Here is a 22960-nt window from a genome sequence, read left to right as displayed (position 1 = left end):
CGCCACCTCCGCCGGGCGGCGACGGGTCAGGCGCGGAGCTGGTCGGCCAGGCGGGTCAGGTAGCCGGCGAAGCGGGCGCGGTCCTGGTCGCTCCACGTCGCGGTCAGCTCGGCGAACCTGGCGCGCTGCCACTCCTCCGCGGCGGCCACCAGGGCGAGGCCGCCGGACGTGGGCCGGACGCGGGTGGTGCGGGCGTCGGCGGTGTCGCGGTGGCGTTCCAGGTAGCCGTCGCGGTGGGCGGCGGTGACCATGCGGCTCGCGCCGGACTGGTCCAGGCCCAGGGCGGTGGCCAGGTCGCCGACGGTGGGGGCGGCGCCCTCGGCGGCCAGGGCCGCGGCGGTGGTGACGACCAGGACGTGCTGCGCGGTCGGGGGGTCGTCGGCGCCGTGGGCGGCCGCGCCGCGCGGCCAGCGCCGCGACCAGTACCTGACCAGGCGGAACAGGGCCGGGCCGCCGTCCGGGCTCGTCGTCACGCGACCCAGCCTAGCCATCGTGTGCGGATCGCATCTAATATGTGTGCGAATCGCATACGATTGGAGGCGGCAATGGGCGTCGTCCTGGACCACGTGGTCGTCCGCTCGACGGACCGGCGCGCTTCGGCGCGCTTCTTCGCCCGGTTGCTCGGGCTGCGGGTGGAGCCCCCCACCGGACCGTTCGCGCCGGTGCGCGTCGGCGACGGGCTCACCCTCGACTTCGACGACCGGGGGCCGGTGCTGCCCGGCCACTACGGCTTCCTGGTCGACGACGGCACCTTCGACGCCCTGCTGGGGGTGCTGGCCGAGGACCCCGGCATCCGCCACGGGTCCGGGCCCGGCAACGGGTGGGACCGTCGGATCAACACCCTCGCGGGTGGGCGGGGCGTGTACGTCGGCGATCCCGACGGCCACAGCTACGAGTTCTTCACCGCCCGGCCGGCCTGACCGGTCCGCTCAGGGGGTGGAGCGCGACCGGAAGGCGTCGGCGGGGTCGTCCGGGCCGAAGTGCGGACCGGTCGCCAGGTCCGCGCCGACGTCCCGCCACCACGCCGCCTGCTCCTCCGTCGCCACGCCGTCGACCACGACCGCGATGCCGGCGTCGCGCAGCACGGGGACCAGGGCGGTCGCGTACCCGGCCCCCGCCCTGGTCCGCAGGTCCACCAGGCGCCTGGCCACGCGGACCGCGCGGACGCCGAAGTCCCGCGCGGCGGCCAGGTCGTCCGGCCCCAGGGCGAAGTCCTCCAACGCCGTGCGCACGCCCATCTCCGCCAGCACGCCGAGGTTGTCCGCCGCCTCGGGCACCGCCACCGCACCCACCGGCACGCCGACCACCAACCGGTCCGCCGGCAGGCCGGTGTGCTCCAGGACCCGCACCACGCGCGACACGAGGTCCGCGTCGGACGCCTGGTGCGCGGTCAGGGCGATCGTCAACGGGGGCGCCGAGCCGGCGCGCTGCCGCCACCACCGGACCTGGCCGGCGGCGGTGGCGAGCAGCCACTCCCCCAGCGGCAGGATGAAACCCGTCCCCTCCGCCAGCTCCACGCACCGCTCGTGCGGCACGGGGTCCCCCGGCTTCGCCCAGTGCAGCACCGCCTCCGCGCCCGCGACGGCGCCGTCGGCCAGCCGCACCACCGGGCGGTAGCGGACCTCGACCTCGCCCTGCTCCCACGCGCCCGGCATGCCGAGGGCCAGCGCGTGCGCCGACCGGTCCACCGCGTCCTGCTCCGGGTCGAACAGCATCCACTGCCCGCGCCGCCCGCTCTTCGCGCGCCGCAGCGCCTGGTCGGCCGCGCGCAGCAGTTCGGCGTGGTCCTGATCCCGCGACGTGCCGCGCACCACTCCGATCGACGCGGACACCGCCAGGCCGATGTCGTCGACGTACAGGGGTTCGGCCAGCTCCCGGTTGACGGCGGCCGTGATGGTGGCGATGTCCGGCGTGGTCGCCGTGTTCTCCACGAGGATGCCGAACTCGTCGCCGTCGAACCGGGCGACCATCGCCTTCTCCAGCGCCAGCAAGGACCTCAGCCGTTGCGCCACGTGCACGAGCAGCCGTTCGCCGGTGCGCCACCCGAAGCTGTCGCACACCGTGCCGAACGCGTCGAGGTCGAGGTGCAGCAGCGTCACGCCGTGCACCGGGTCGGCCCGCCGCACCGCGCTCTCCAGGTGGCTGCTGAAGAACTGCCGGTTCGGCAGGCCGGTGAGCACGTCGTGCAGCGCCTGCCGGTTCAGCTCGCTCTGGAGCAGCACCAGCTCGGTGCCGTCCTCGACGACCACGACGAAGTGGCCCGGCGCGCCCTCGGCGTCGCGCAGCAGCGACGCGGTCAGCGAGATCCGGGCGACGTCGCCGTTCCTGCGCAGCAACCGCTGCGACTGCCGGACGCGGTCCTGCCCGCCCTCCACCACGGCCCGCATGGCGCCGCGCAGCATCTCCACCGTCTCCGGGTGGACGAGGTCGAACAGGGCCTTGTCGGCGAGTTCGGCCGGGGTGAGGTCGAGGATGTCGCAGATCGCGCCGTTGACCCGCACGAGCCGCCCGTCCAGGGCGACGATCGCGATGCCGCTCGACGACGACGTGACCACCTCGTCGAACCGCGCCTGGCTCTCCTTGAGGTTCCACTTGGCGTCGCGCACGGCCTTGAGCAGCGACAGCTGCATCCGTTCCTGCTGCTCGAACACGGTCCGCCGGTTCGCGACGAGGAAACCGGTGGCCAGCGCGCCGATCGCGAGCGCGACGCGGTCCGCGTGCGCGGCGGGCGGCTGGAGCTCGGGCAGCGCCGGGAGCCCCTTGCCGAGGGCCTCGGCGGTGCAGCGCAGGCCCTCCTCGCCGACGTACCCGAGCGAGACGACGTGCTCGCCGACCCGTTCGACCGCGGCGGTGTCGAACGGCTCGCGGGTGATGGCCTCGCACAGGGCGTCGACCTGCTCGCCCAGTTCCCGGTCCAGGTCCGCCGAGCTGAGCGGGATCACCTCGGCGCCGCTGAGCAGGTACGCCCACTTGCGCGCGAGGAGTTCCCGCGCGCGTGCGCCGTCGTGGGCGCCCGGTCGGGGATCGGGTGCGGAACCCGGCTGCGACATCGGTGACAGACCTGCTTCGTTCGGGACCTCGGCGGAGAGCGGGACGACAGGAGCGGACAGCCGGGAGCCGGGAGCGGACGCGGCGGCGTCAGGGCTTCCGGGCGACCCCGCCGTAGATCACCATGTTCATCTCCGGGGTGTCGGACATGTCGCCCCGCCGGCTGGGCCGCCACGCGGCGCACCCCACCACACCGGGCTCCACCAGCTCGAAGTCGCCGAACAGCCGGACCACCTGGTCGTGCGGGCGCTCGGTGAGGTTGTCGGCGCTGCGGCTCTCCTGGATCAGGCCGGTCACCTCGGCGAGGCGCTCGTCCTGGCCGTCCGCGGTCACGTGGGTGATCGCCAGGTGGCTGCCGGGGGCCAGCGCGTCGCGGTAGCGCGCCATCAGCGCCCACGGGTCGTCCCCGTCCGGCACCCAGTGCAGCATCATCAGCACCAGCAGGCCGACGGGCTGGTCGAAGTCGAGCAGCCCGCGGGTCTCCGGGTGCCCCAGGACCGACTCGGGGTCGCGCATGTCGGCGTGCACGATGGTCGCGCGGTCGTCGTCGGCGAGCATCAGCTCGCTGTGGGCCACCGCGATCGGGTCCTTGTCCACGTACACGACCCGGCACCCCGGGTCCTCGGCCTGGGCGACCTCGTGCACGTTGGCCACGGTCGGGATGCCGGAACCGATGTCGAGGAACTGCCTGATCCCCTGGTCCGTCATGTAGCGGACGGCCCGACCGAGGAAGGCCCTGTTCACGCGGGCCGCCGAACGCGCGTCCGGCATGACGCGCTCGACGTGCACGGCGAGTTCGCGGTCCACCGCGAAGTTGTGCGCGCCGCCGAGCAGAAAGTCGTACGTGCGCGCCATGCTCGGAACGGACACGTCGACGCTCTGGGGAATCCACTCCCGTTGGACCACCGCAAACACCCCACTTCGTAAGAGGCACCATCCTAGTGACCGGCAGATGGCCTCAATTGCATCGTTGGGGTGGGCGAGACCACCCGATCGGGCTCTGTCACCCTCACCCGAACGGCTTCTACTGTAGCCCATCCCCGAAATTCGGCTAGGAGCTGACATGCCTGTCCCGGTGGCTCCGGGTCGCCTTCCCGTACTCGGCCACACCGTGCCGATGCTGCGCCGGAGGTACGCGTTCACCGCATCATTGCGGAATTGCGGCGACATCGTGCGGGTCGATCTCGGAACGATGCGCACCTATTTCGTGACGAACCCTCGCCTTGTTCACGAACTGCTGGTCACCAAGGGTTCCTCATTCCGCAAGGGCGCGTTGTTCGACAAGTTCCAGCCGATCTTCGGCAACGGCCTGGCCACGTCGAACGGCGCGTTCCACCGCCGGCAGCGCCGAATGGTGCGGCCCGCGTTCAGCGGTGAGCGCCTCGCCCTGCACGCGGGGACCATGGCACGCGCGGCGGCCGGGCTGACCGCGACGTGGCGCCCCGGCGAGGTGCGCGCGGTCGAGGAGGACGCCCAGGCGCTGGCCGTCACCGTCGTGGGTGAAGCGCTGTTCTCCACCGAGATGGGCGAGCGCGCGGTCGAGGAGGTGCGCCGGTCCATCTTCACCGTGCTCAAGCACGGCATGGTCCGCGCCGTGTCGCCCTCGTTCGTGGAGAAGTTGCCCCTGCGCGGCAACCGCGAGTTCGACGGGGCCATCCGACGCCTGCGCCGGATCGTGCTCGACGTCGTGCGCGGGTGGCGGGAGGACGGCGTGGACCGCGGCGACCTGCTGTCGATGCTGCTGATGGCCCAGGACGCGGACACCGGCGCGGGCATGTCCGACGAGCAGGTCCACGACGAGGTCATGACACTGCTCGTCGGCGGCATCGAGACCACCGCGCTGGCCCTGGCCTGGACCTTCCACGAGTTAGCCGGGCACCCGGCGGTCGAACGCCGGGTGCACGCCGAGGTGGACGAGGTGCTGGGCGGTCGCACCCCCACGTTCGCCGACACCGGGAAGCTGACGTACCTCAACCAGGTGGTCGACGAGGTGCTGCGGAAGTACCCGGTCTGGTTCCTCATGCGACGCGCCCTGGCCCCGGTCGAACTGGGCGGCGTGGTGCTGCCCGAGGGCGCCGAGGTGATCTTCAGCCCGCACGCCCTGCACCACGACCCGGCGTCGTTCGAGGACCCGCACCGCTTCGATCCCGACCGCTGGTCGCCCGAGCGCGCCGCGACGATCCCCAAGGGCGCGTTCGTCCCGTTCGGACTCGGCGCGCGCCAGTGCGTCGGGAACCTGTTCGCCCGCACCGAGATCCTCGTCATCGCCGCCACCGTCGCGGCGCGGTGGCGGCTGGTGCCCGTGCCCGGCAAGCCCGTGCGCGTGAAGTTCACGTCCGCCGCGTATCCCAGCGGGATGCTGATGACGGCGGTCCCCCGAAACTGAACTGGAGGTCGTTCTCCGTGGGTTGGTTGCGTTTCCGCCGATTCGGCGCCGTCCTGCTGCTCGCCGTCGGCGTGGGTCTCGCCCCCGGCACGGCCGGCGCGGCGCAGACCGCGTGCGAGGACGTGGAGGTCCCGGTGAGCGTCGGCCTGCTGACGCAGTCGATGCACGGCCGGCTGTGCGTGCCCCGAGGCGCGACGACGGTGCAGGTGCTGGTGCCCGGCGGCACGTACAACAGCGCGTACTGGGACATCGGCTACGCCCCCGAGAGCCGGTCGTACCGACTGGCCGTGAACCGGGCCGGTATCGCCACGGTGGCCGTCGACCGGCTCGGCAGCGGGCGCAGCTCCAAACCGCTCAGCGGGCTGGTGACGGTGTCCGCGCAGGCCAAGGCGGTGCACGAGGTGGTGCGGTCGCTGCGGCCGAGGTTCGAGCGGGTGGTGCTCGTCGGCCACTCGATCGGGTCGGCGATCGCCACGACGGAGGCGGTGACGTACCGCGACGTGGACGGGGTCGTGATCACCGGGCTCACCCACCAGATCAACCTGCCGGGCGCCGTGCCCGTGTTCAGCACGCTGATCCCGAGCCTGCTCGACCGCGACGTCGAGGTGGGAGGGCTCGGCTACCTGACGACCGTCGCCGGGACGCGCTACTCGTCGTTCCACCGGCCCGGCGCGACGGAGCCGGGGGCGATCGCCTTCGACGAGGCCACCAAGGACGTCGTCACGGCGACGGAGACGGTGGGCACCGTGCTGATCGGCAGCCTGATCCCGGTCTCGCGGCGGATCACCGTGCCGGTCATGCTCGTCATGGGCGGGGAGGACGGGAACTTCTGCGGTCCGCCGCTGGGCGCGGACTGCTCGTCGGCCGAGGCGCTGCGGGTGTCGGAGGGGCGGTTCTACGCGCCCGAGGCCCGGTTGAGCACGCACGTCGTCCCCAGTTACGGGCACTCGCTCAACTTCTCCGCGAACGCGCCGGGCTACCACCGGGCGGTCGTCAAGTGGACGAAGGGGATCGGCTGATCCCGGCGGGGGGCGTGGCAGGGGACCGACCCCCTGCCGCGTACCTCCTGTGTGGACGGCCGGCCGGTCAGCGGCGTCGCGTCGCGCGCACGACGACGTCGTGCAGGGGCACGGCCCGGCCGTCGGGCGCGGTGAGCGTCCGGGTGCGCTCCTCGGCGGTGACGACCTCCCAGTCGCCCGGGTCCAGGCGCGCGGTGATGCCGGCGGCGGTGGCGGACGCCTCGGCGGGCGGCCAGTGCTCCCCGGCGTGCTCGTGCCCGGCCTGTTCGTGCCCGCTGTGGGTGTGCCCCTCGACGTGCGTGTGCCCGACGATGAGCAGGGTGCCGCCGGGGGCCACCCACCCGGCGATCCGGTCGTAGAACTCCGACTGCGACGTGGCCGGGTGGGCGTAGTGCGTGGTCACCAGGTCGAACCGCGCGTCCGGCTGCCAGGTGGTCAGGTCGGCCCGGACCCACGTCGGGTCGTCCCGGGAACCGGTGTCCCGCGCGGCGGCACGGGCCAGGACGTCGGCGGAGATGTCGGCGGCCGTCACCCGCCACCCGCGTGAGGCCAGCCAGATCGCCTCGGTCCCCTCACCGCACCCGGCCTCCAGCGCCGTGCCGGGGGGCAGGTCGCCGACCTCGCGCACGAGGTGCGGGTTCGGCTCGACCACCCTCCCGCGCCCGTCCCGGGGCACCTGCCGCCAGTGCCCCTCCCAGTAGTCCTCGTCGAAGTCGTGCGTCATCGGGTCCTCCTCGGTCGTCCACCACGATCGTGCGGGCGGCTCGCCCGATGCGCAAACCACGTTGCCGAATGGCAAAATGGAGGGGTGGACGAACTCGTCGATCGCGCGCTGGACGCCGTCGGACCGCGGTTGAAGGGCCTCCGGCTCCGGCGGGAGACCACGCTCACCGCCCTCGCGGAGCAGACGGGGATCTCGGTCAGCACCCTGTCCCGGCTGGAGGCGGGTCTGCGCCGCCCCACCCTAGAACAGCTCCTGCCGCTGGCGCGCGTCCACGGCGTCACGCTCGACGAACTGGTCGACGCGCCGCCGACGGGCGACCCCCGCATCCACCTGCGGCCGCTGGCCTGCGAGGACGGCTCCACGGTCCTGCCCCTCACCCGCCGCCCCGGCGGCATCCAGGCCTACAAGTTCGTCCTCCCCGCGGGGAGGGACGACGCCGAGCCGGACCTGCGCAGCCACGAGGGCTTCGACTGGGCCTATGTCCTCAACGGGAGGCTCCGCCTGGTCCTCGGTGAGCACGACCTGATCCTCGACGCGGGGGAGGCGGCCGAGTTCGACACCCGCACACCGCACTGGTTCGGGGCCACCAGCGCGGGTCCGGTCGAGTTCCTGAGCCTCGTCGGCAGGCAGGGCGAACGCGCGCACGTCCGCGTCGCGGCCCGGCGCGACACGACCGGTGTCAGCGGTCCGGACGGGCGTTGAGCCGGGCGGCCTGGCGCGTCAGGTGATCGCGTTCGGCCAGGTTGGGTGCCTTGTGGGCCGCCTCGGCGTACAGGCGCGCCGCCGTCGCCCGGTCACCGTCCCGCTCGTGGAGGTACGCCGCCGCCGCGGTGTGGCGGGGCAGCGAGTCGTCCAGCGCCGCGAGCGCCGCCAGACCGGCCCGAGGTCCGTCCGCCTCCCCCACCGCCACCGCCCGGTTGAGCCGGACGACCGGGCTGTCGGTCAGGCGCGCCAGCTCGTCGTACCACTCGACGACCTGCACCCAGTCGGTCTCCTCGGCGGTGGGCGCGTCGGCGTGCAGCGCCGCGATGGCGGCCTGGGCCTGGAACTCGCCCAGCCGGTCGCGGGCGAGGGCCGCCTGGAGGATCGCGACGCCCTCCGCGATCAGCGCGGTGTCCCACCGGCCGCGGTCCTGCTCGGCGAGCGGCACCAGGCCGCCGTCCGGTGCGGTCCGCCCTGCGCGCCGGGCGTGGTGGAGCAGCATGAGGGCGAGCAGCCCCGCCACCTCGGGGTGGTCGACGGCGGCCGCGAGCTGCCGGGTGAGCCGGATCGCCTCGGCGGCCAGGTCGACGTCGCCGGAGTAGCCCTCGTTGAAGACCAGGTAGAGGACGCGCAGCACGGTGGCGACGTCGCCGGGCTGGTCGAACCGCACGCCGGAGACGGTGCGCTTGGCCCGGCTGATGCGCTGCGCCACCGTCGCCTCGGGCACCAGGTAGGCCGCGGCGATCTGGCGGGTGGTCAGCCCACCGACGGCGCGCAGCGTGAGCGCGACCGCCGACGACGGCGTCAGGGACGGGTGGGCGCACAGGAAGTACAGCTGGAGCGTGTCGTCCACCGCGGGCACGGGGCCGGGCTCCGGTTCCTCGACGACCTCCTCGCGGCGGCGGCGGGCGGCGTCCGCGCGGGTCGCGTCGAGGAACCGGCGCCACGCCACGGTGACCAGCCAGCCCTTGGGGTCGCGCGGCGGGTCGGCGGGCCACACCCGGACCGCCTCGACCAGCGCGTCCTGCACGGCGTCCTCGGCCGCCGCGAAGTCGGCCCCGCGGCGGACGAGGATGCCGAGCACACCCGGTGTGAGGCTCCGGAGCAGGGTCTCGTCCACCGGGCCCCGCCCGTCCGGGGAGCTCACTCGGTGATGGTGGGCGGCGCGGCCAGGAACGGGCGCAGCTCCAGCCACTCGTGGATCGGCTTCCCGCCCGCGCCGGGCGCGGCCGACAGCTCACCGGCCAGCTCGACGGCGCGCTCCCGGCTGTCGACGTCGATCACCATCCACCCGGCGATGAGGTCCTTGGTCTCGGCGAACGGACCGTCGGTGACCGGCGGGCGGCCCTCGCCGTCGTACCGGACGAACATGCCCTCGGGGGCGAGCGCCTGACCGTCGACGAACTCGCCGGTCTCCTCCAGCCGGGCCGCGAAGTCCCGCATGTACTGCACGTGGTCCGTGATCTCCTGCGGCGTCCACTGGTCCATCGGCACGTCGTTGACCGCCGCCGGTGCGCCGCGGTAGTGCTTGAGCAGCAGGTACTTGGCCATCGTGGTTCTCCTCGGTGCCGGTGCGACCGCCATTGTGGTCGCGCTTCACCCCGGGGACGGAGCCGGTCGCGGGTTCTCGACATCACCGGCCGGGATTTCCGACTACTTCCGCGTGGTCCCCTCGGCGGTCACCGGCTCGTCGGGGTGCTCGACGTGGCCGGCGGGGAGCACGACGACCGGCACGGTGGCGTGCCGCACGCAGTGCATGCTGGTGCTGCCGAGCACGACCTGCCGCACCCCGCTGCCGCTGCGCGAGGCGACGACCAGCATCGCCGCGCCCCGCGCCAGGTTCTCCAGCGCCTCGGCGGCCGGGCCGCGCACCGGTACCCGGACGATCTCGGGCAGCTCCGAACGGCCCTCCGAGGCCGCGCGCACCGCGCCGTCGATCAGGGCCTCCGCGCGCGCGACGGCGTTCTGCTCGGTCGTCATCGTCCAATCGGCCAGGGGCTCGTACTGGTAGGCGTTGACCACGTGCAGCGGCGCCCGCCGCCACACCGCCTCGTCCATCGCCCACCGCAGCGCGCGTTCGCCCGCGGGGGTGCCGTCGATGCCGACCACGATCGGACCAGTGCTCATGACTCCACCTCGTCGAGTTCGATGATCTCCGGCGGTCCCGGTACCACAACCTGCCACCGGGTGGGGTGGGCCGGACGCCCCGGCCGGTCGGACCACCCGGTCGGACGACCGCCGGCCGTCCCCATCACCGCACGACGACGCCGGACGGGCAAGGGGTTCCCGTCCGGCGTCCCTCCGGCCGCCCTGTGACGGGGCCGGGGTCCGGGTTCAGCGCCCGGGTCCGCCGACCGCGCGGACGACGGCCCGCGCCGCGGCCGAGGCCGAGCCGTCCACTCCGACCACGATCGGGGCACTCATCACGGGTTCCTCTCGCAGTCCACCGCCGGCGGTCACGCTCGCCCCTCCCGATCGACCCTAGGGGCGCGGCCGGGCCGGGACAGCGGCCTTTGGTCCTCGTCCACCAGGGACCGATGGCCGTGTGCGGACGGCCCTCCCCCGGCGCACAGTGGGGGCGGAGGTTCGGACGAGTGATGCGGGTGGACGGGCGATGAGCGGTGTGGACGAGGTGCTGGGGCTCAACGGTGACGAGGTGACCGAGGTCCTCGCGACGGCCGCGCTCGCGCCCTCGCTGTACAACAGCCAGCCGTGGCGGTTCCGGCTGGCGCACGACCGCATCGAGCTGCACCCCGACCCCGCCCGGCGGATGCCCGCCACCGATCCCGGGGACCGGGAACTGCGGCTGGCCTGCGGCGCGGCCCTGTTCAACCTGCGCCTGGCGCTGCGCGCACGCGGCATCCGGCCGCTGGTCACCCTGATCCCCGGAGCGGACGCGCCCGGCGCGCTGGCCATCGTCCGCCACGGTGGGCTGCGCGACTTCGACGACGAGACCCGCCGGCTGGTCGCGGCCGTGCCGAGGCGGCGGACCGACCGCAGGCCGTTCCGCGCCGCCCCGGTCCCCACCGCGCACCGGCACGCGCTGGTCCGGGCGGCCGAACGCGAGCGCTCCTGGCTGCACGCCGTGACCGACCGCGGGGAACGCGCCCGGTTGCAGGCGCTCGTGGCCGAGGCGCACCGCGTGCAGGCCGAGGACCCGGCGGCGCGGGCCGAGCTGGCCGCGTGGACGGGGCCGCGCGGCGCGGACGGCGTGCCGCCCGCCTCGGCCGGGGTGCGACCGGCGCCGCAGGACGAGTGGGCGTTGCGCGACTTCGGGGGCGTCGAGCGCGTCCCAGGCAAGGACTACGAGCCCGACCCGCTGGTCGTCGTGCTCTGCTCGTTCACCGACGGCCCGCTCGCCGAGCTCCAGGCCGGGCAGGCCCTGCAACGCGTCCTGCTCACGGCCACCGACCTCGGCCTGGCGGCGTCGTTCCTGTCCCAGGCGGTCGAGGTGCGGTCGGTGCGCCAGGAGCTGCGCCACTCGATCGGCGGGGCCGTCGTCCCGCAGAGCGTGCTCCGCGTCGGGTTCGGCTCACCGGTGCCGCCCACACCGCGCCGAGCGGTCGAGGACCTGCTGCTGGAGGGCGTCCCCACGACCGGGCGGTGACGCACCTCATCCGGGAGCCGGAGGCGCGGCACCGATCCGGTGGGGCGCGGCGTGGATCTTGTGAGGCGCGGTGCGGACCGGAGGGACATCAGCCTTCGGCCCGCACCGCGCCACCAGACCGGTACGGGTGCTGGTTGTTCAACATCACCGCGTCGAACTGGCCGGACCACCGGGGTGGCCCTTCCGTGCACTGCGCAGTACCGGCACCGTCCAACTACCCCGCAGGGGCGCAGGTTATTCGGCCAGACGGGCACCAACGTCCCGACGCCCGCCTCAGGCGGCCGGCACGGTGGCCCACACGACCTTGCGGTCGCCCCTCCGCCACACTCCCCACGTCCGGCTGAGGTTGTCGACCATGACCAGTCCGCGCCCGCGGGCCTCCCCCAGCGTCGACGCGCCGAGCCGGAGCACGCCGGTGGCCGCGGCGTCGTCGACCTCGACCCGCACGGCTCCGTCGGGTCGGCGGGACAGGCGCACGGCGAGCAGCCCGCCCGCGTGGTCGTAGGCGTTGGAGACCAGTTCGGTGATCACCAGCTCGACGTCGCCGAGCAGGTCCGGGCACGCGTCGGCCAGCCGGCTCCGCACCCACTGCCGCAGCCGGCCCAGGGGCGGCGCCTCCTGCGGCGAGAAGCCGAACTCGCCGCCCGGCTCGCGGGTCTCGGTGTCCACGTGCCTCCCGGGTGCTCGCTGTCGCGGTGCCGCGTCGGTGCGGCCGCCAGTGGTTACCCGGTGCACCCGCGCCAAACCTCATCCGGGGATCACAGCGTGGGCAGCAGGGCGGACTGGTCCGTGGTGGTCCACTCCAGCAGCAGGAGGGTGGCGTCGTCCTGGAGCCGCCCGTCCTGGTGGTCGAGCACGGCGCGCACGACGCGGCGCAGCGTCTCCGCCGCGGGCAGGCCGCCGGCCTCGTGGCGTTCGGTCAGGTCGACCAGCCGGTCCAGGCCGAACTGCTCGCCGTCGGGGTCGCGGGCCTCGGTGACGCCGTCGCTGTAGAACAGCACCCGGTCGCCGGGCTGGAGCTGCTCGGTCAGCACGACGGGCTTGCCCCCTCCCAGGTGCGCCAGCCCCAGCGGGGTGGTGCCCTGCGCGTCGAGCACCCGCACCACCCGGCCACCGCGGATCACCACCGGCGGCGGGTGCCCGGCGTTGAGGTAGCCCAGCTCGCCGGTGTGCAGGTCCAGCCGCGCGAGGAACGCCGTGGCGTACGAGAACGAGTCGGCCGGGCGGTGCGCGGTGATCGTCTCGTCGGCCAGCGCGGCGGTGGCGACGAGGTCCGCGCCGGCGCGGCGGGCGTTGCGGGTCGCGGCCAGCGCGATCGAGGTGGTCAGGCCGGCGTGCAGGTCGTGGCCCATCGCGTCGAAGATCGCCACGTAGGCGCCGCCGTCGTCCACGGCGTAGTCGAACCCGTCCCCGCCGACCTGGTCGTAGGGCTCCATCGCCGCGACGATCACCACCCGGTCGGTGGCGAACACCTTCGGCGGCAGCAGCTGCCACAGCAGCTCGGAGGCCACCGACAGCGGCCGGGTGCGGCGCACGCGGTGGAACAGGTCGCTGTAGAGCTGCTTGCTCAGCACGAGGTGGGCCATCTGGCCCGACAGCGCCCAGCAGCGGGAGCGCAGCACCGTGTCCTGCGGGTCGGCACCCTCGGGCAGGGTGAACCGCACCACACCGAGGCGCTCGGTGCCGTCCAGCAGCGGCGACCACAGGCACGGCGCCCCGCCCTCGGCGCGGGAGACGACGATCTCCGACCGGGTGAACGCCCGCCCGGCCACCGTCGCGTCCACCGACATCGACGCGCCACCCCGCGGCCTGACCGGGTGCAGCTCCCGCTGCCCCAGATCGGCCAGGTACAGCTCCGCCATGAGCCCGACCAGGGCCGCGGCGTCGTCGATGATGCCCGGTAGGTCCTCCGCCGTCGCCAGGTGCGACCGGTTGACGACCTGCACGAGCACCGACTGCCAGCTGCGATCTTCTTCGGGCACGCACGAAGGGTAGGCGACCCGGGGCGCGATTCCCCCACCCAGCCGACGCCGACCGTGACCGCAGCGCCACTCCGCGTCGACAACAGGTGGTCCGCGCCCCGCACCGGGAGTGGAACGCCATCGTTCGGACCCGACGCGGGCGGGTGTCAGGGCCGTGACAGGTCCGTGTCAGGTCCGCCGCTGATCGTGGTCGCACGACCCCGCGAGAGGACATCCGATGCCCCAGCCCGTCCCCGTCCCGCACGGCCTGCCCGTGGACCGCGACGCGGGCCCGTTCGACCCGCCCAGCGCGATCACGCGGCTGCGCGGGGCCCGCCCCGTCAGCCCCATGCTCTTCCCCGACGGCCACGAGGGTTGGCTCGTCACCGGCTACGCCGCGGTCCGGCAGCTCATGGCCGACACCCGGTTCAGCTCACGACAGGACCTCGGCGTCGTGCACGTGCCGTACGAGACCCCCGGCATGCCGGTCGCGACCGAGCCGTCCCCGCAGGTGCCGGGCCTGTTCATCTCGATGGACCCGCCGGACCACACCCGGTTGCGGCGGATGCTCACCGGGGCCTTCACCGTCAAGCGCATGAAGCAGCTCGAAGAGCACGTCGTCGAGGTCGTCGAACGGCAACTGGACGAGATGGCCCGCCTCACGCCGCCGGTCGACCTGGTGAAGGAGTTCGCGCTGCCCGTGCCCTCGCTGGTGATCTGCGAGCTGCTCGGCGTGCCCTACGCGGACCGGGCGGGCTTCCAGGGCGATTCCGCCACGTTCCTGGAGAGGGACGTGACGCTGGAGGAGAAGATGGCCGCGTACGGCAGCCTGACCTCCTACCTGGCCGAACTGGTCACGCGCAAGCGCGCCGCGCCCGACGACGACCTCCTGTCCGACGTGGCCCGCAACGCCGACGTCACCGTCGAGGAGCTGACCGGCATCGCCTTCCTGCTGCTGCTCGCGGGTCACGAGACCACCGCGAACATGCTGGCGCTGGGCACGTTCGCGCTCCTGGAGCACCCCGGGCAGCTCGCCGCGGTGCGCGCCGACGAGGCCCTGCTGCCCGACGCCGTCGAGGAGCTGGTGCGCTACCTGTCCATCGCGGACGTCTTCTACCGCTACGCCACCGAGGACGTCGAGCTGGGCGGCGAGACGATCACCGCGGGGTCGACCGTCGTCGTCTCGCTGCTGGCCGCCAACCGCGACCCCGAGCGGTTCGAGGACCCCGACAGGCTGGACGTCCGCCGCAAGGCCCGCGGTCACCTGGCGTTCGGCCACGGCGTCCACCAGTGCCTGGGCCAGCAGCTCGCCCGCGTCGAGATGCGCGCCGGGTTCGAGGCGCTGCTGCGCCGGTTCCCGGACCTCGCGCTCGCCGTCCCGGCCGGCGAGGTGAGGCTCAAGAGCGACATGAACATCTACGGCGTCCACGAGCTGCCGGTCACCTGGTCGGACGCGCGGGAGGTGTCGGCGTGACGAACTCGGCGATCCTGGCTTCCGGGTTGCGGAAGTCCTACCGGGACCGGGTGGTGCTCGACGGCATCGACCTGGACGTCCGCGAGGGCACGGTGTTCTCCCTGCTCGGCCCGAACGGGGCGGGCAAGACGACGGCGGTGAACGTGCTGACCACGTTGTCGAGGGCCGACGCCGGAACGGTGCGCGTCGCCGGGCACGACATCGCGACGGAGACCAAGGCGGTGCGCGCGGCGATCGGGGTCACCGGCCAGTCCGCGTCCGTGGACGAACTGCTGACCGGCCGGGAGAACCTCCGGTTGATGGCGGACCTGCACCACCTGCCGCGCGGCGAGGGCGGGCGGGTCGTGGAGCACCTGCTCCGGCGGTTCGACCTGGAGGAGTCGGCGGGCAGGTCGGCCTCCACCTACTCCGGCGGCATGCGCCGCAAGCTGGACCTGGCGATGACGCTGGTCGGCAAGCCCCGGATCATCTTCCTGGACGAGCCGACGACGGGCCTGGACCCGCGCAGCCGGCGGACGATGTGGGGCATCGTCCGCGAGCTGGTGGCCGAGGGCACGACCGTCTTCCTCACCACCCAGTACCTGGAGGAGGCGGACCAGCTCGCCGACCGCGTCGCCGTGCTCGACCAGGGCAGGCTGGTCGCCCAGGGCACCCCCGGGGAGCTGAAGCGGCAGGTCCCCGGCGGTCACGTGCGGCTCCGGTTCGCCGACGCCGGTCGGCTGGGCGCGGCGGCGCGGGCCGTCGCCGGTTCCGCCCCCGACGAGGACGGCCTGGTCCTGCGGGTGCCCAGCGACGGCCGGGCGAGGTCGTTGCGGGTCCTGCTGGACCGGCTCGACGAGCACGCGATCGACGTCGAGGAGTTCACCGTGCACATGCCGGACCTCGACGACGTCTTCCTCGCCCTCACCGGTCACCCGAGCACGGGGACCGCCCGCGTCGGGACGGAGGCCCCGGTCCGATGAGCACCGATTCGGCGATCATGCTGCGCCGCAACCTCAAGCACACCCTGCGGAACCCGGTCACGCTGTTCAACGCCGTCTTCCTGCCGGTGATCATGATGCTGATGTTCGTGTACGTCTTCGGCGGCGCGTTCGACGTCGGCGTCGACTACGTCGACTACGCGACGCCGGGGATGCTGATGATGACCCTCGGGTACGGGCTCGGCGCCACGGCGGTCGCGGTCAGCTCGGACATGACGAAGGGCGTCATCAACCGGTTCAAGGTCATGGACGTCTCGCGCGGCGCGGTGCTGACGGGGCACGTCGTCTCCACCGTGGTGCGCACCGTGCTCGCCCTGGCGGTGATCCTCGGCGTGGCCTTCCTGATGGGGTTCAGCCCGGAGGCGACGTTCACCCACTGGCTGGCCCTGACCGGCCTGCTGGTGCTGACGAGCTTCGCGGTCGCCTGGCTGACCGTCGCCCTGGGGTTGGCCGCGAAGTCGGTGGAGTCCGCGGGGTTCGCCACCGTGCCGCTGATCATGCTGCCGTTCTTCAGCAGCGCGATCGTGCCGGCCGACAGGATGGGGCCCGGCGTCCGGGAGTTCGCGCGGTACCAGCCCTTCACGCCGATCATCGAGAGCGTGCGCGGGTTCTTCGACGGCACGCCGTCGGGCGGCCACACGATCGCCGCGGTCGCGTGGTGCGTCGGGATCTCCGTCGTCGGCTACGCGTGGGCGCGCGCGAAGTTCACCGCGCGAGCGTGACCGCGGCCAGCTCCCGCCAGCTCGCCCGCGCGCCTTCCAGGGTCGCCTCGGTGAACCACGCGTCACCGAGGCGGCTCCGCGCTTCCCGCTCGATCCGGGTGGCGTCGGGGTGGCAGCGGTCCGGCCGACCGCGCACGCCGTCGCCGGCCGCGAGCAGCCGTGCGGCCTGCTCGGGCTGTTCCCGGCGCAGCGCGAGGTCCGCGAGCCCGACGAGCACCTGCGCGATCAGGGGCGCCTGCTCCGTCCCGGCGACGGCCTCGAAGGCCGCGACGCGGTGCGCCAGGGATTCGTCGACGTCCTCGGCGAGGTAGCCGAGCAGGTCCTGCTCCACCACGTGGACGGAGGACCGCCCGGCCCTGTCGCCCAGCAGGGCCGTCGCGACGTCGAGCTGCCGGCGCGCCTGCCCGGCGTCGCCGCGCCAGCGTGCCAGTTCCGCCTTCGCCAGGGCCAGCTCGGCCAGCGCGTCCGGCCAGGCGACCTGCTCCGCGTACCGCTGGGCCTCCGCCATGGCCGCCGCGCAGGCCTCCTCGTCCCCCGCGAGCCAGTGCAGCTGGGCCTGCCGGGGCCGCATCGCCACGACGTCGTCGAGGGCGCCGACCTCGGTGACGACCGCGATCGCCTGCTCGTAGTGCTCGCAGGCCGCCGCGAACTCGCCGCGCATGGCGATCCGGTTCGCCAGTTCCGTCAGGGCGAACGCGGTGCCCCACCGCTCCCCGATCGCGCGGAACTCGGCGAGCGCGGCCTCCAGGTAGGCGTCGGCGTTCTCCTCGTCCCGGCCGAGCAGGATGCGCATCTTGCCGAGTTGGAGCCGGCCGACGGCGCGCACCCAGGGGTCCTCGTGGGCGAGCAGCGGTTCGAACCCGGCCACGAACTCGTCCGGCCCGTGCAGCAGGCGCTCCAGCGGGGCGACGAACGCCAGCACCGGGTGCCCGCCGCGGTCGTCCCCGCTGAACCGGTGCGCCTCCCTGATCCACTCCTCCGCCTGGTACTGGTCGTTGCGCCCGGCGGTCATGAACATCGCCAGGAACCCGTACGCCCGCGCCCGGACCTCGTCGGTCGCCTCGCCGGGCGTCCCGGTCGCCGCGACGAGCAGCTCGTGGGCCTCGGCCTTGTGCCCGCCGAGCCACCAGTACCAGCTCGCGGCGGCGGCGAGCCGCATCGCCCCCTGCGCCTCGCCGGCCGCGAGCGCACCGCGCATAGCGGCGGCGATGTCGTCGTGCTCGGCCTCCAGCACGGCGAGCCACTCCACCTGCTCGGCGCGGCGGAGGTGCGGCTCGGCGGTCTCGACGAGCTCGGTGAAGTGCGCGAGGTGCGCGTGGCGGGCCGAGTCCGACTCCCCCGCCTCCGCGAGCCGGTCCCCGGCGTACTCCCTGACGGTGCCGAGCATCCGGTAGCGCGGCGCCCGGTCCCCCGCGGCGACCACCAGCGACTTCTCGGTCAACGCGGTCAGCAGTTCGAGCACCTCCCCCGGCTCGACCCCGTCGCCCGAGCAGACCCGTTCGGCCGCCTCCAGGTTCGCGCCGCCGGCGAACACCGAGAGCCTGCGCAGGACCACCCGTTCGGCGTCGGTGAGCAGCTCCCAGCTCCAGTCGATCACCGCGCGCAGCGTCCGGTGCCTCGGCAGCGCGGTGCGGCTGCCGCCGGTCAGCAGGCGGAACCGGTCGTCGAGCCGGTCGGCGAGCTGGTCCAGGGACATGGTGCGCAGCCTGGCGGCGGCGAGTTCGATGGCCAGCGGCATCCCGTCCAGCGCCCGGCAGACACGCGCCATGGTCGACGACGTGCGGGCGTCGATCACGAGGTCCTTGCGCACCGCGCCGGCCCGGTCGCGCAGCAGCAGGACGGCCGGGGACGACTCGATCGCGTCCGGGTCGGCGTCCTCGTCGGGCAGGGCGAGCGGCGCGACCTGCCACAGCGCCTCGCCGGTGATGCCGAGCGGTTCCCGGCTCGTGGCGAGGACGCGCAGCCGCCGGCACTCTCCCAGCACCCGGTGGGCGAACTCCGCCGCCGAGTCGATCACGTGCTCGCAGTTGTCCAGTACCAGCAGCACCTCGCGGTCGCGGATGGCGGCGACCACCCGTTCCACCGGCTCCGCGTCCGGCGGTCCGCCGAGGAGCGCGTCCCGCAGGCCGAGGGCGGCGAGCGTCGCGTGCGCCACCTCTGCGCCCGCACCGAGGGGGGCGAGTTCGACCAGCCAGGCACCGTCGGGCAGGTCGCCGAGCAGCGTGCGCACGGCTTCCGCGGCCAGCCTGGTCTTCCCTGAGCCGCCCGGTCCGATCAGCGTGGTGAGCCGGTGCCCGGTGACGAGTCCGCGGACGGCGGCGACGTCGTCGTCCTTGCCGACGAAGCTGGTCAGCTCGGCGCGCAGGTTGGTCCTGCGGTCCTCCTCGGGTCGTCCGAGCTCGCCGCGCAGCAGCGCGACGTGCAGCGCGGACAGCTCCGGTGACGGGTCCGCGCCCAGCGAGTCGGCGAGGGCCTCCCGCGCGCGCTGGTACGCGGCCAGCGCCTCGTTGCCCCGACCGGCCGCGCCGAGGGCGCGCATGAGCGCGGCGACGAGCCGTTCCCGGACCGGGTGGGCGGCCACCAGGTCGGTCAGCTCGGCGACCAGTTCCGCGCCCCCGCCGAGGGTGATCTCGGCTTCGAACCGGTCCTCCAGCGCGGTCAGGCGCAGCGCTTCGAGCCGGGTGACCGCCGCGTCGAACGCCTCGCTGTCCCGGAGGCCGACGTCCTGCGCGGCCGCGCCGCGCCAGGTGTCGAGGGCTTCCCGGAGCAGCTTCGCCCGGTGCCCGCCCTCGACGCCGCGCGCCCGGCCGACGAGGCGTTCGAACCGGACGGCGTCGACGGAGTCGGGTTCCACCAGCAGCCGGTAGCCGCCGGCCTGCCCGTCGACCACGCCGTCCGGGAGGGCCCGGCGGAGCCGGGAGGCGAGGCGCTGCAAGGCGTTCGCCGCGTCGGTCGGCGGGTGCTCGCCCCAGATCCAGTCGATCAGCACCGCCTTCCGGACCACCCGGCCGGGATCGAGCGCGAGGGCGATCAGGAGCGCGCGCAACCGGGCGCCCGGCACGTCCGCCGGGGTGCCGTCGTCCGCGTGGACCTCGAACGGTCCCAGCATTCCGATGCGCATCGGCCCATGATGCCGCAGCCGTCGAACGGGTCGCCCACCAGTGCCGGACGGACTGCGGTGCCCCGGATCGGGCACCGCGAACCGGCGGCTAAACGCCCTCGGAACCTGCTTCGAGGTACGCGGCGAGGTTCGCCAACGACGACGCCAGCCCGGCGGCGTGGTCCTCGGCGGAGATGCCGTCGGGCACGTCGTCGGCCCGGATCTCCACCCGCGTGCCGGCGCCGGCGGGGGTGACCTCCCAGGTCATGGTCATCGTGCCGGCGTAGGCGGGATCGGCGGACTCGAACTCGACCGCCTGCACCACGCGCGCGCCGGGGACGACGTCGACGAACCGCGCCTCGACGACGTCGGAGTCGGCCGTGGCCTTGCCGGGTGCCGCCGAGGCGTCCGCGTAGGTCAGGACCAGCCGGTAGGAACCGCCGGGACGCGCGTCGAACCGGTCGAACCTGCCGGTCATCCCCTCGGGCGGCAGCCAGGTTTCGAGCGCGGCCGGGTCGACCAGGGCGGCGTACACCCGTTCCGGCGGAGCGGCGATGACGCGGGAACCCGTGTCGGTCCGTGGCATGGCGCGATCGTAGACGGCCGTGCCGCGCGACGCCCGGGTTCCGCCCCGGCGGAGGCGGTGGGCGCGACCTCGCGGACCGGCGGTGTCAGCGGAGGCGCTTGATCTCGCCCCTCGTGCGGTAGAACGAGCCGCCTGCCGAGGTGAGGACCTCCGACACCAGGTAGCGGGCGCCGGGCACCCGGATGTTCTTGGGGAACTGCACGCCCCACGTGCGGTCGTAGCCGTCCGAGACCACGCGCACCCTGATCCGGCCGCCCTCCCGCACGCACTCGACCACCACGCCGTCGCCCGGCGCCGCGTGCGCGACGACCTCCACCTCGGCGGTCGCCTCCACGCGGTCGATGCTGCCCGCCTTGATGTCCTGGCGGGGCGGGAGCTGCCCCTGCTCGGCCGCGTGCACGGCGGCCGGGCTCGCGTCCAGGCAGGCCAGCGAACCGTCCGTCGTCACCAGGTAGAGCCGTTCGTCGCGGTACTGCATGGAGAACGCCGAGCCGCACCCGGTGGCCAGCTTCCACAGCCTCGTGCCGTCGGCCGCGAAGCAGTACACGGAGGACTGGTTGTCGCCGGCGAAGACGAACTCGCCGCCGGGCGAGGTGGCGCAGGAGAACACGGGCGCGTCGCAGCGGTAGACGGCCGTCTCGCGGCCGTCCGACTTGGCGAACCTGTGCACCCGGCCCCGGCTGGTGCCCGCGAAGACCTCGGTGCGCTCCTGCCAGCCGAACAGCACCTCGCCGACCGTGTCGGCGTGCCACGCCCGGTGACCCCTGCCGGTGTAGTGGGTGACGCCCCGGGAGTGGCCGTGGAAGACGCCTTCGGGCGCGCAGCGGACCATCCAGGCGCTGTCGCCGGTGGCGGGGCACGACCACTGGAACTCGTCCTCGTGGTCCACCACCGTCACCCGGCCCTGCCGGTCGGACACGCCGAGCACGCCGTCGTGGATGTCGAGCCAGTAGATGTCGACGTCGTCCGCGATCTCGTAGGCGACCCGGGGCACCTTGGCGCCGAGGTCGTACACCTGGCCGTCGTCGCACCCGGCGTAGATCCAGAAGTCGTCGGCCACGATGCACTTGACGGCGTCCGGCAGCCCGAACCTGCCGGTGACGCGGCCGTCGTGGGTGAGGGTGTAGACGTCGCCCTTCTCGTTGCCGACCCAGGCGTGGTCCTCGCCGATGAAGATGCCGAACGCCGGGGCGCCGGACGCGAACCGCCACAGCACCGGGGCCTGGTGGGCGGTCGAGCGGGTGCTCACGATCTGCCGCCGGCTCACCGCCCGGCGACCGCGCGCGCCCTTGACGGCGGGGGCGTAGCCCTTGCGCACCTTCTCGCCGATCTTCTTCTCGGCCGCCTTCAACGCCTTGGCGTGGTCGGCGAACGTCGCGCTCCTGACCTGCCCCTGCTCCCCGATGCGGCCGTAGGTGATGGTGACCTCGGTGTCGTCGACCCGCACCTCGTAGAACTTGTGCGCGCCACCGCCCGTCTCGGACAGTTCCAGGTACGTCGTCGCAGACATGGGTCCGGCCCCCTCTTCGCGTGATCTTGGCGGCACGCTATCGGGGGGCACCGACAATCCCGCTCGGCACGCGGACGCGGCGAGGGGCCCGGGGCGTCGATCCGCCCGGGGCCCCTCGACAGCCGCCGCGATCAGCTCTTGAACACGTCCTTGATCTTCTCGCCGGCCTGCTTCAGGTTTCCCTTCGCCTGGTCGCCCTTGCCCTCGGCCTCCAGGTCGGGGTCGTCGGTGGCTCCGCCGAGCGCTTCCTTGCCCTTGCCCTTGAGCTCGTCGGCCTTCGCTTCGAACTTGTCGTCTGCACCCATGGTGGGGGCATACCCGCCTCCGCCGGGGTGAAACCGGTCGACGGACGTGAGAGCCGCCTCGTCGCCCCGGGGGTGATCGACGGCGGGCGCGGTTCACGGCATCCTGGGCTTCCGGTTCACGGCATCCTGGGCTTCGGGGCTGTCGGAGGGGGGACGTCGTGGACGCCGGGGAACTGCTCGCGGAGCGCGACCACGTGCTGGTGGCGTTGGACGGTCCGGTCGCCGAGGGCCTGTCGGCGCACCGGGTCGCCGACCGGTTGCGGGCGCTGGTGGCCGAGGACCGGTTGCCGCGCGGGGTGGCCCGGACGACGGACCCGTTCGCGGTGCTCGCCCACGCGGCGGCCATCGGTCCGGCCACCGAGCGGGCCGTGCACGCGCAGTGGCGCCGGGTCGAGCACGAGGTGGTGGCCGGGGCACGGGTGGCACCCGGGGTGCGCGAGGCGTTCGCCGCGCTGGTCGCCCGCGGGGTGCGGCTCACCGTGGTCGGTGTCCTGGACGTCGAGGTGGTCCGGGCGTTCCTCGTGCTGCACGGCCTGGACGCGCACGTGCGCCGCCTGGTCGGCCGGGTCCGGTCCGACCGGGCCGCGCCGGACCTGGTCGCCTCTGCGGTCCACGCGGGCGCGGTCCCCGTGCGGTCGTGCGCGTTCGTCGGCGGCACCGACGCCGACCTCGCCGCGGCCCGCGCGGCGGGTGTCGACGCGTTCCGGCACCGCGGCGCCGCCGCGCCCGAACCGGTGACGGGGGCGGACGCCTGGTTCGGCGCGCTCTCCGCGACGCGGCCGACCTGGCCCCGAATCCGCGGGTAGCCCCGGGGAGGCGTCGGGCGCACCGCGCGT

22 protein-coding genes are annotated in these 22960 nt (G+C 74.1%); 9 read left to right on the top strand and 13 right to left on the bottom strand.

All coding sequences use genetic code 11. The annotated features are described in order from the left end of the window. Nucleotides 1-26 precede the first annotated feature (26 nt). The gene (locus J2S66_RS04065; protein WP_310303948.1) at nucleotides 27-473 is read right to left on the bottom strand and encodes a MarR family winged helix-turn-helix transcriptional regulator; all 447 of its coding nucleotides are present in this window, start codon (nucleotides 471-473) and stop codon (nucleotides 27-29) included. Between the two features lie 72 nt (nucleotides 474-545). On the opposite strand from J2S66_RS04065, the gene J2S66_RS04060 reads away from it, so the two are divergent. After that, complete coding sequence (locus J2S66_RS04060) at nucleotides 546-920, top strand: VOC family protein (protein ID WP_310303946.1); 375 nt, start codon at nucleotides 546-548, stop codon at nucleotides 918-920. A 9-nt stretch (nucleotides 921-929) separates the two neighbouring features. Here the strand turns inward: J2S66_RS04060 and J2S66_RS04055 are convergent, their stop codons facing one another. Together J2S66_RS04055 and J2S66_RS04050 are read right to left on the bottom strand one after the other, a co-directional pair. After that, complete coding sequence (locus J2S66_RS04055; protein WP_310303944.1) at nucleotides 930-3050, bottom strand: putative bifunctional diguanylate cyclase/phosphodiesterase; 2121 nt, start codon at nucleotides 3048-3050, stop codon at nucleotides 930-932. An 88-nt stretch (nucleotides 3051-3138) separates the two neighbouring features. After that, nucleotides 3139-3954, bottom strand: coding sequence for an SAM-dependent methyltransferase (locus J2S66_RS04050; protein ID WP_310303942.1), 816 nt, complete (start codon nucleotides 3952-3954; stop codon nucleotides 3139-3141). Between the two features lie 157 nt (nucleotides 3955-4111). On the opposite strand from J2S66_RS04050, the gene J2S66_RS04045 reads away from it, so the two are divergent. Next, nucleotides 4112-5434: a cytochrome P450 gene (locus tag J2S66_RS04045; RefSeq protein ID WP_310303940.1), complete on the top strand. Its 1323-nt coding sequence runs from the start codon at nucleotides 4112-4114 to the stop codon at nucleotides 5432-5434. Nucleotides 5435-5451: 17 nt separating this feature from the next. Further along, nucleotides 5452-6453, top strand: a complete 1002-nt coding sequence (locus J2S66_RS04040) for an alpha/beta fold hydrolase (RefSeq protein WP_310303939.1) — start codon at nucleotides 5452-5454, stop codon at nucleotides 6451-6453. A 67-nt stretch (nucleotides 6454-6520) separates the two neighbouring features. On the opposite strand, the gene J2S66_RS04035 is transcribed toward J2S66_RS04040, so the two are convergent. Further along, entirely contained in the window at nucleotides 6521-7177 is a 657-nt protein-coding gene (locus tag J2S66_RS04035; RefSeq protein ID WP_310303936.1) for a class I SAM-dependent methyltransferase, read from the bottom strand. 84 nt (nucleotides 7178-7261) lie between these two features. On the opposite strand from J2S66_RS04035, the gene J2S66_RS04030 reads away from it, so the two are divergent. Further along, the gene (locus J2S66_RS04030; protein WP_310303934.1) at nucleotides 7262-7879 is read left to right on the top strand and encodes a helix-turn-helix domain-containing protein; all 618 of its coding nucleotides are present in this window, start codon (nucleotides 7262-7264) and stop codon (nucleotides 7877-7879) included. Here the strand turns inward: J2S66_RS04030 and J2S66_RS04025 are convergent. The 3 genes from J2S66_RS04025 to J2S66_RS04015 form a co-directional block, all read right to left on the bottom strand. Beyond that, nucleotides 7857-8999, bottom strand: a complete 1143-nt coding sequence (locus J2S66_RS04025; RefSeq protein ID WP_310314647.1) for an RNA polymerase sigma factor — start codon at nucleotides 8997-8999, stop codon at nucleotides 7857-7859. The two genes, J2S66_RS04030 and J2S66_RS04025, sit on opposite strands and share 23 nt — an antisense overlap. 23 nt (nucleotides 9000-9022) lie before the next feature. After that, the gene (locus tag J2S66_RS04020) at nucleotides 9023-9430 is read right to left on the bottom strand and encodes a YciI family protein (protein WP_310303932.1); all 408 of its coding nucleotides are present in this window, start codon (nucleotides 9428-9430) and stop codon (nucleotides 9023-9025) included. Nucleotides 9431-9532: 102 nt separating this feature from the next. Next, complete coding sequence (locus tag J2S66_RS04015) at nucleotides 9533-10006, bottom strand: universal stress protein (protein WP_310303930.1); 474 nt, start codon at nucleotides 10004-10006, stop codon at nucleotides 9533-9535. 487 nt (nucleotides 10007-10493) lie between these two features. On the opposite strand from J2S66_RS04015, the gene J2S66_RS04010 reads away from it, so the two are divergent. Further along, the gene (locus J2S66_RS04010; protein WP_310303928.1) at nucleotides 10494-11486 is read left to right on the top strand and encodes an Acg family FMN-binding oxidoreductase; all 993 of its coding nucleotides are present in this window, start codon (nucleotides 10494-10496) and stop codon (nucleotides 11484-11486) included. Between the two features lie 273 nt (nucleotides 11487-11759). Here J2S66_RS04010 and J2S66_RS04005 read toward each other — a convergent pair whose 3' ends face one another. Continuing rightward, complete coding sequence (locus tag J2S66_RS04005) at nucleotides 11760-12155, bottom strand: ATP-binding protein (protein WP_310303925.1); 396 nt, start codon at nucleotides 12153-12155, stop codon at nucleotides 11760-11762. An 89-nt stretch (nucleotides 12156-12244) separates the two neighbouring features. Further along, entirely contained in the window at nucleotides 12245-13468 is a 1224-nt protein-coding gene (locus J2S66_RS04000; protein ID WP_310303923.1) for a PP2C family protein-serine/threonine phosphatase, read from the bottom strand. A gap of 217 nt (nucleotides 13469-13685) precedes the next feature. Between J2S66_RS04000 and J2S66_RS03995 the strand changes: the two genes are divergently transcribed. Genes J2S66_RS03995 through J2S66_RS03985 form a run of 3 tightly spaced genes read left to right on the top strand, consistent with a single transcriptional unit; the run spans nucleotide 13686 to nucleotide 16623 of the window. Further along, nucleotides 13686-14921 (top strand): cytochrome P450, encoded by a 1236-nt coding sequence (locus J2S66_RS03995; protein WP_310303921.1) that lies wholly within the window; start codon nucleotides 13686-13688, stop codon nucleotides 14919-14921. Continuing rightward, the gene (locus J2S66_RS03990) at nucleotides 14918-15883 is read left to right on the top strand and encodes an ATP-binding cassette domain-containing protein (RefSeq protein ID WP_310303919.1); all 966 of its coding nucleotides are present in this window, start codon (nucleotides 14918-14920) and stop codon (nucleotides 15881-15883) included. The genes J2S66_RS03995 and J2S66_RS03990 overlap by 4 nt, the downstream gene beginning before the upstream one ends. Then, nucleotides 15880-16623, top strand: coding sequence for an ABC transporter permease (locus J2S66_RS03985; RefSeq protein ID WP_310303917.1), 744 nt, complete (start codon nucleotides 15880-15882; stop codon nucleotides 16621-16623). Before J2S66_RS03990 ends, J2S66_RS03985 begins: the two co-directional genes overlap by 4 nt. Here the strand turns inward: J2S66_RS03985 and J2S66_RS03980 are convergent. The 4 genes from J2S66_RS03980 to J2S66_RS03965 form a co-directional block, all read right to left on the bottom strand. Beyond that, complete coding sequence (locus J2S66_RS03980) at nucleotides 16607-19744, bottom strand: AfsR/SARP family transcriptional regulator (RefSeq protein WP_310303915.1); 3138 nt, start codon at nucleotides 19742-19744, stop codon at nucleotides 16607-16609. The genes J2S66_RS03985 and J2S66_RS03980 overlap by 17 nt on opposite strands. A gap of 88 nt (nucleotides 19745-19832) precedes the next feature. After that, nucleotides 19833-20309: an SRPBCC family protein gene (locus J2S66_RS03975; RefSeq protein WP_310303913.1), complete on the bottom strand. Its 477-nt coding sequence runs from the start codon at nucleotides 20307-20309 to the stop codon at nucleotides 19833-19835. A gap of 85 nt (nucleotides 20310-20394) precedes the next feature. Continuing rightward, on the bottom strand, nucleotides 20395-21819 hold the full coding sequence (locus tag J2S66_RS03970; protein WP_310303911.1) for a WGR domain-containing protein: 1425 nt from the start codon (nucleotides 21817-21819) through the stop codon (nucleotides 20395-20397). Nucleotides 21820-21950: 131 nt separating this feature from the next. Next, entirely contained in the window at nucleotides 21951-22124 is a 174-nt protein-coding gene (locus J2S66_RS03965) for a CsbD family protein (protein WP_310303909.1), read from the bottom strand. 158 nt (nucleotides 22125-22282) lie between these two features. Here J2S66_RS03965 and J2S66_RS03960 point away from each other — a divergent pair, with 158 nt between their 5' ends. Further along, nucleotides 22283-22930, top strand: coding sequence for an HAD hydrolase-like protein (locus J2S66_RS03960; protein ID WP_310303906.1), 648 nt, complete (start codon nucleotides 22283-22285; stop codon nucleotides 22928-22930). The last annotated feature ends 30 nt before the right edge of the window (nucleotides 22931-22960 follow it).

It is taken from the genome of Saccharothrix longispora (genome assembly GCF_031455225.1).
Taxonomy (GTDB): Bacteria; Actinomycetota; Actinomycetes; order Mycobacteriales; family Pseudonocardiaceae; genus Actinosynnema; species Actinosynnema longispora.
This window is presented reverse-complemented; position numbering and strand designations above follow the sequence as displayed.

Excerpts from the sequence above, each read along its gene's own strand:
- J2S66_RS03970 (WP_310303911.1), bottom strand. The coding sequence starts at position 21,819 with ATGTCTGCGACGACGTACCTGGAACTGTCCGAGACGGGCGGTGGCGCG.
- J2S66_RS04020 (WP_310303932.1), bottom strand. The coding sequence starts at position 9,430 with ATGGCCAAGTACCTGCTGCTCAAGCACTACCGCGGCGCACCGGCGGCG.
- J2S66_RS04060 (WP_310303946.1), top strand. The coding sequence starts at position 546 with ATGGGCGTCGTCCTGGACCACGTGGTCGTCCGCTCGACGGACCGGCGC.
- J2S66_RS04015 (WP_310303930.1), bottom strand. The coding sequence starts at position 10,006 with ATGAGCACTGGTCCGATCGTGGTCGGCATCGACGGCACCCCCGCGGGC.
- J2S66_RS03995 (WP_310303921.1), top strand. The coding sequence starts at position 13,686 with ATGCCCCAGCCCGTCCCCGTCCCGCACGGCCTGCCCGTGGACCGCGAC.
- J2S66_RS04010 (WP_310303928.1), top strand. The coding sequence starts at position 10,494 with ATGAGCGGTGTGGACGAGGTGCTGGGGCTCAACGGTGACGAGGTGACC.
- J2S66_RS03975 (WP_310303913.1), bottom strand. The coding sequence starts at position 20,309 with ATGCCACGGACCGACACGGGTTCCCGCGTCATCGCCGCTCCGCCGGAA.
- J2S66_RS03965 (WP_310303909.1), bottom strand. The coding sequence starts at position 22,124 with ATGGGTGCAGACGACAAGTTCGAAGCGAAGGCCGACGAGCTCAAGGGC.
- J2S66_RS04055 (WP_310303944.1), bottom strand. The coding sequence starts at position 3,050 with ATGTCGCAGCCGGGTTCCGCACCCGATCCCCGACCGGGCGCCCACGAC.
- J2S66_RS03980 (WP_310303915.1), bottom strand. The coding sequence starts at position 19,744 with ATGCGCATCGGAATGCTGGGACCGTTCGAGGTCCACGCGGACGACGGC.
- J2S66_RS04035 (WP_310303936.1), bottom strand. The coding sequence starts at position 7,177 with ATGACGCACGACTTCGACGAGGACTACTGGGAGGGGCACTGGCGGCAG.
- J2S66_RS03985 (WP_310303917.1), top strand. The coding sequence starts at position 15,880 with ATGAGCACCGATTCGGCGATCATGCTGCGCCGCAACCTCAAGCACACC.
- J2S66_RS04045 (WP_310303940.1), top strand. The coding sequence starts at position 4,112 with ATGCCTGTCCCGGTGGCTCCGGGTCGCCTTCCCGTACTCGGCCACACC.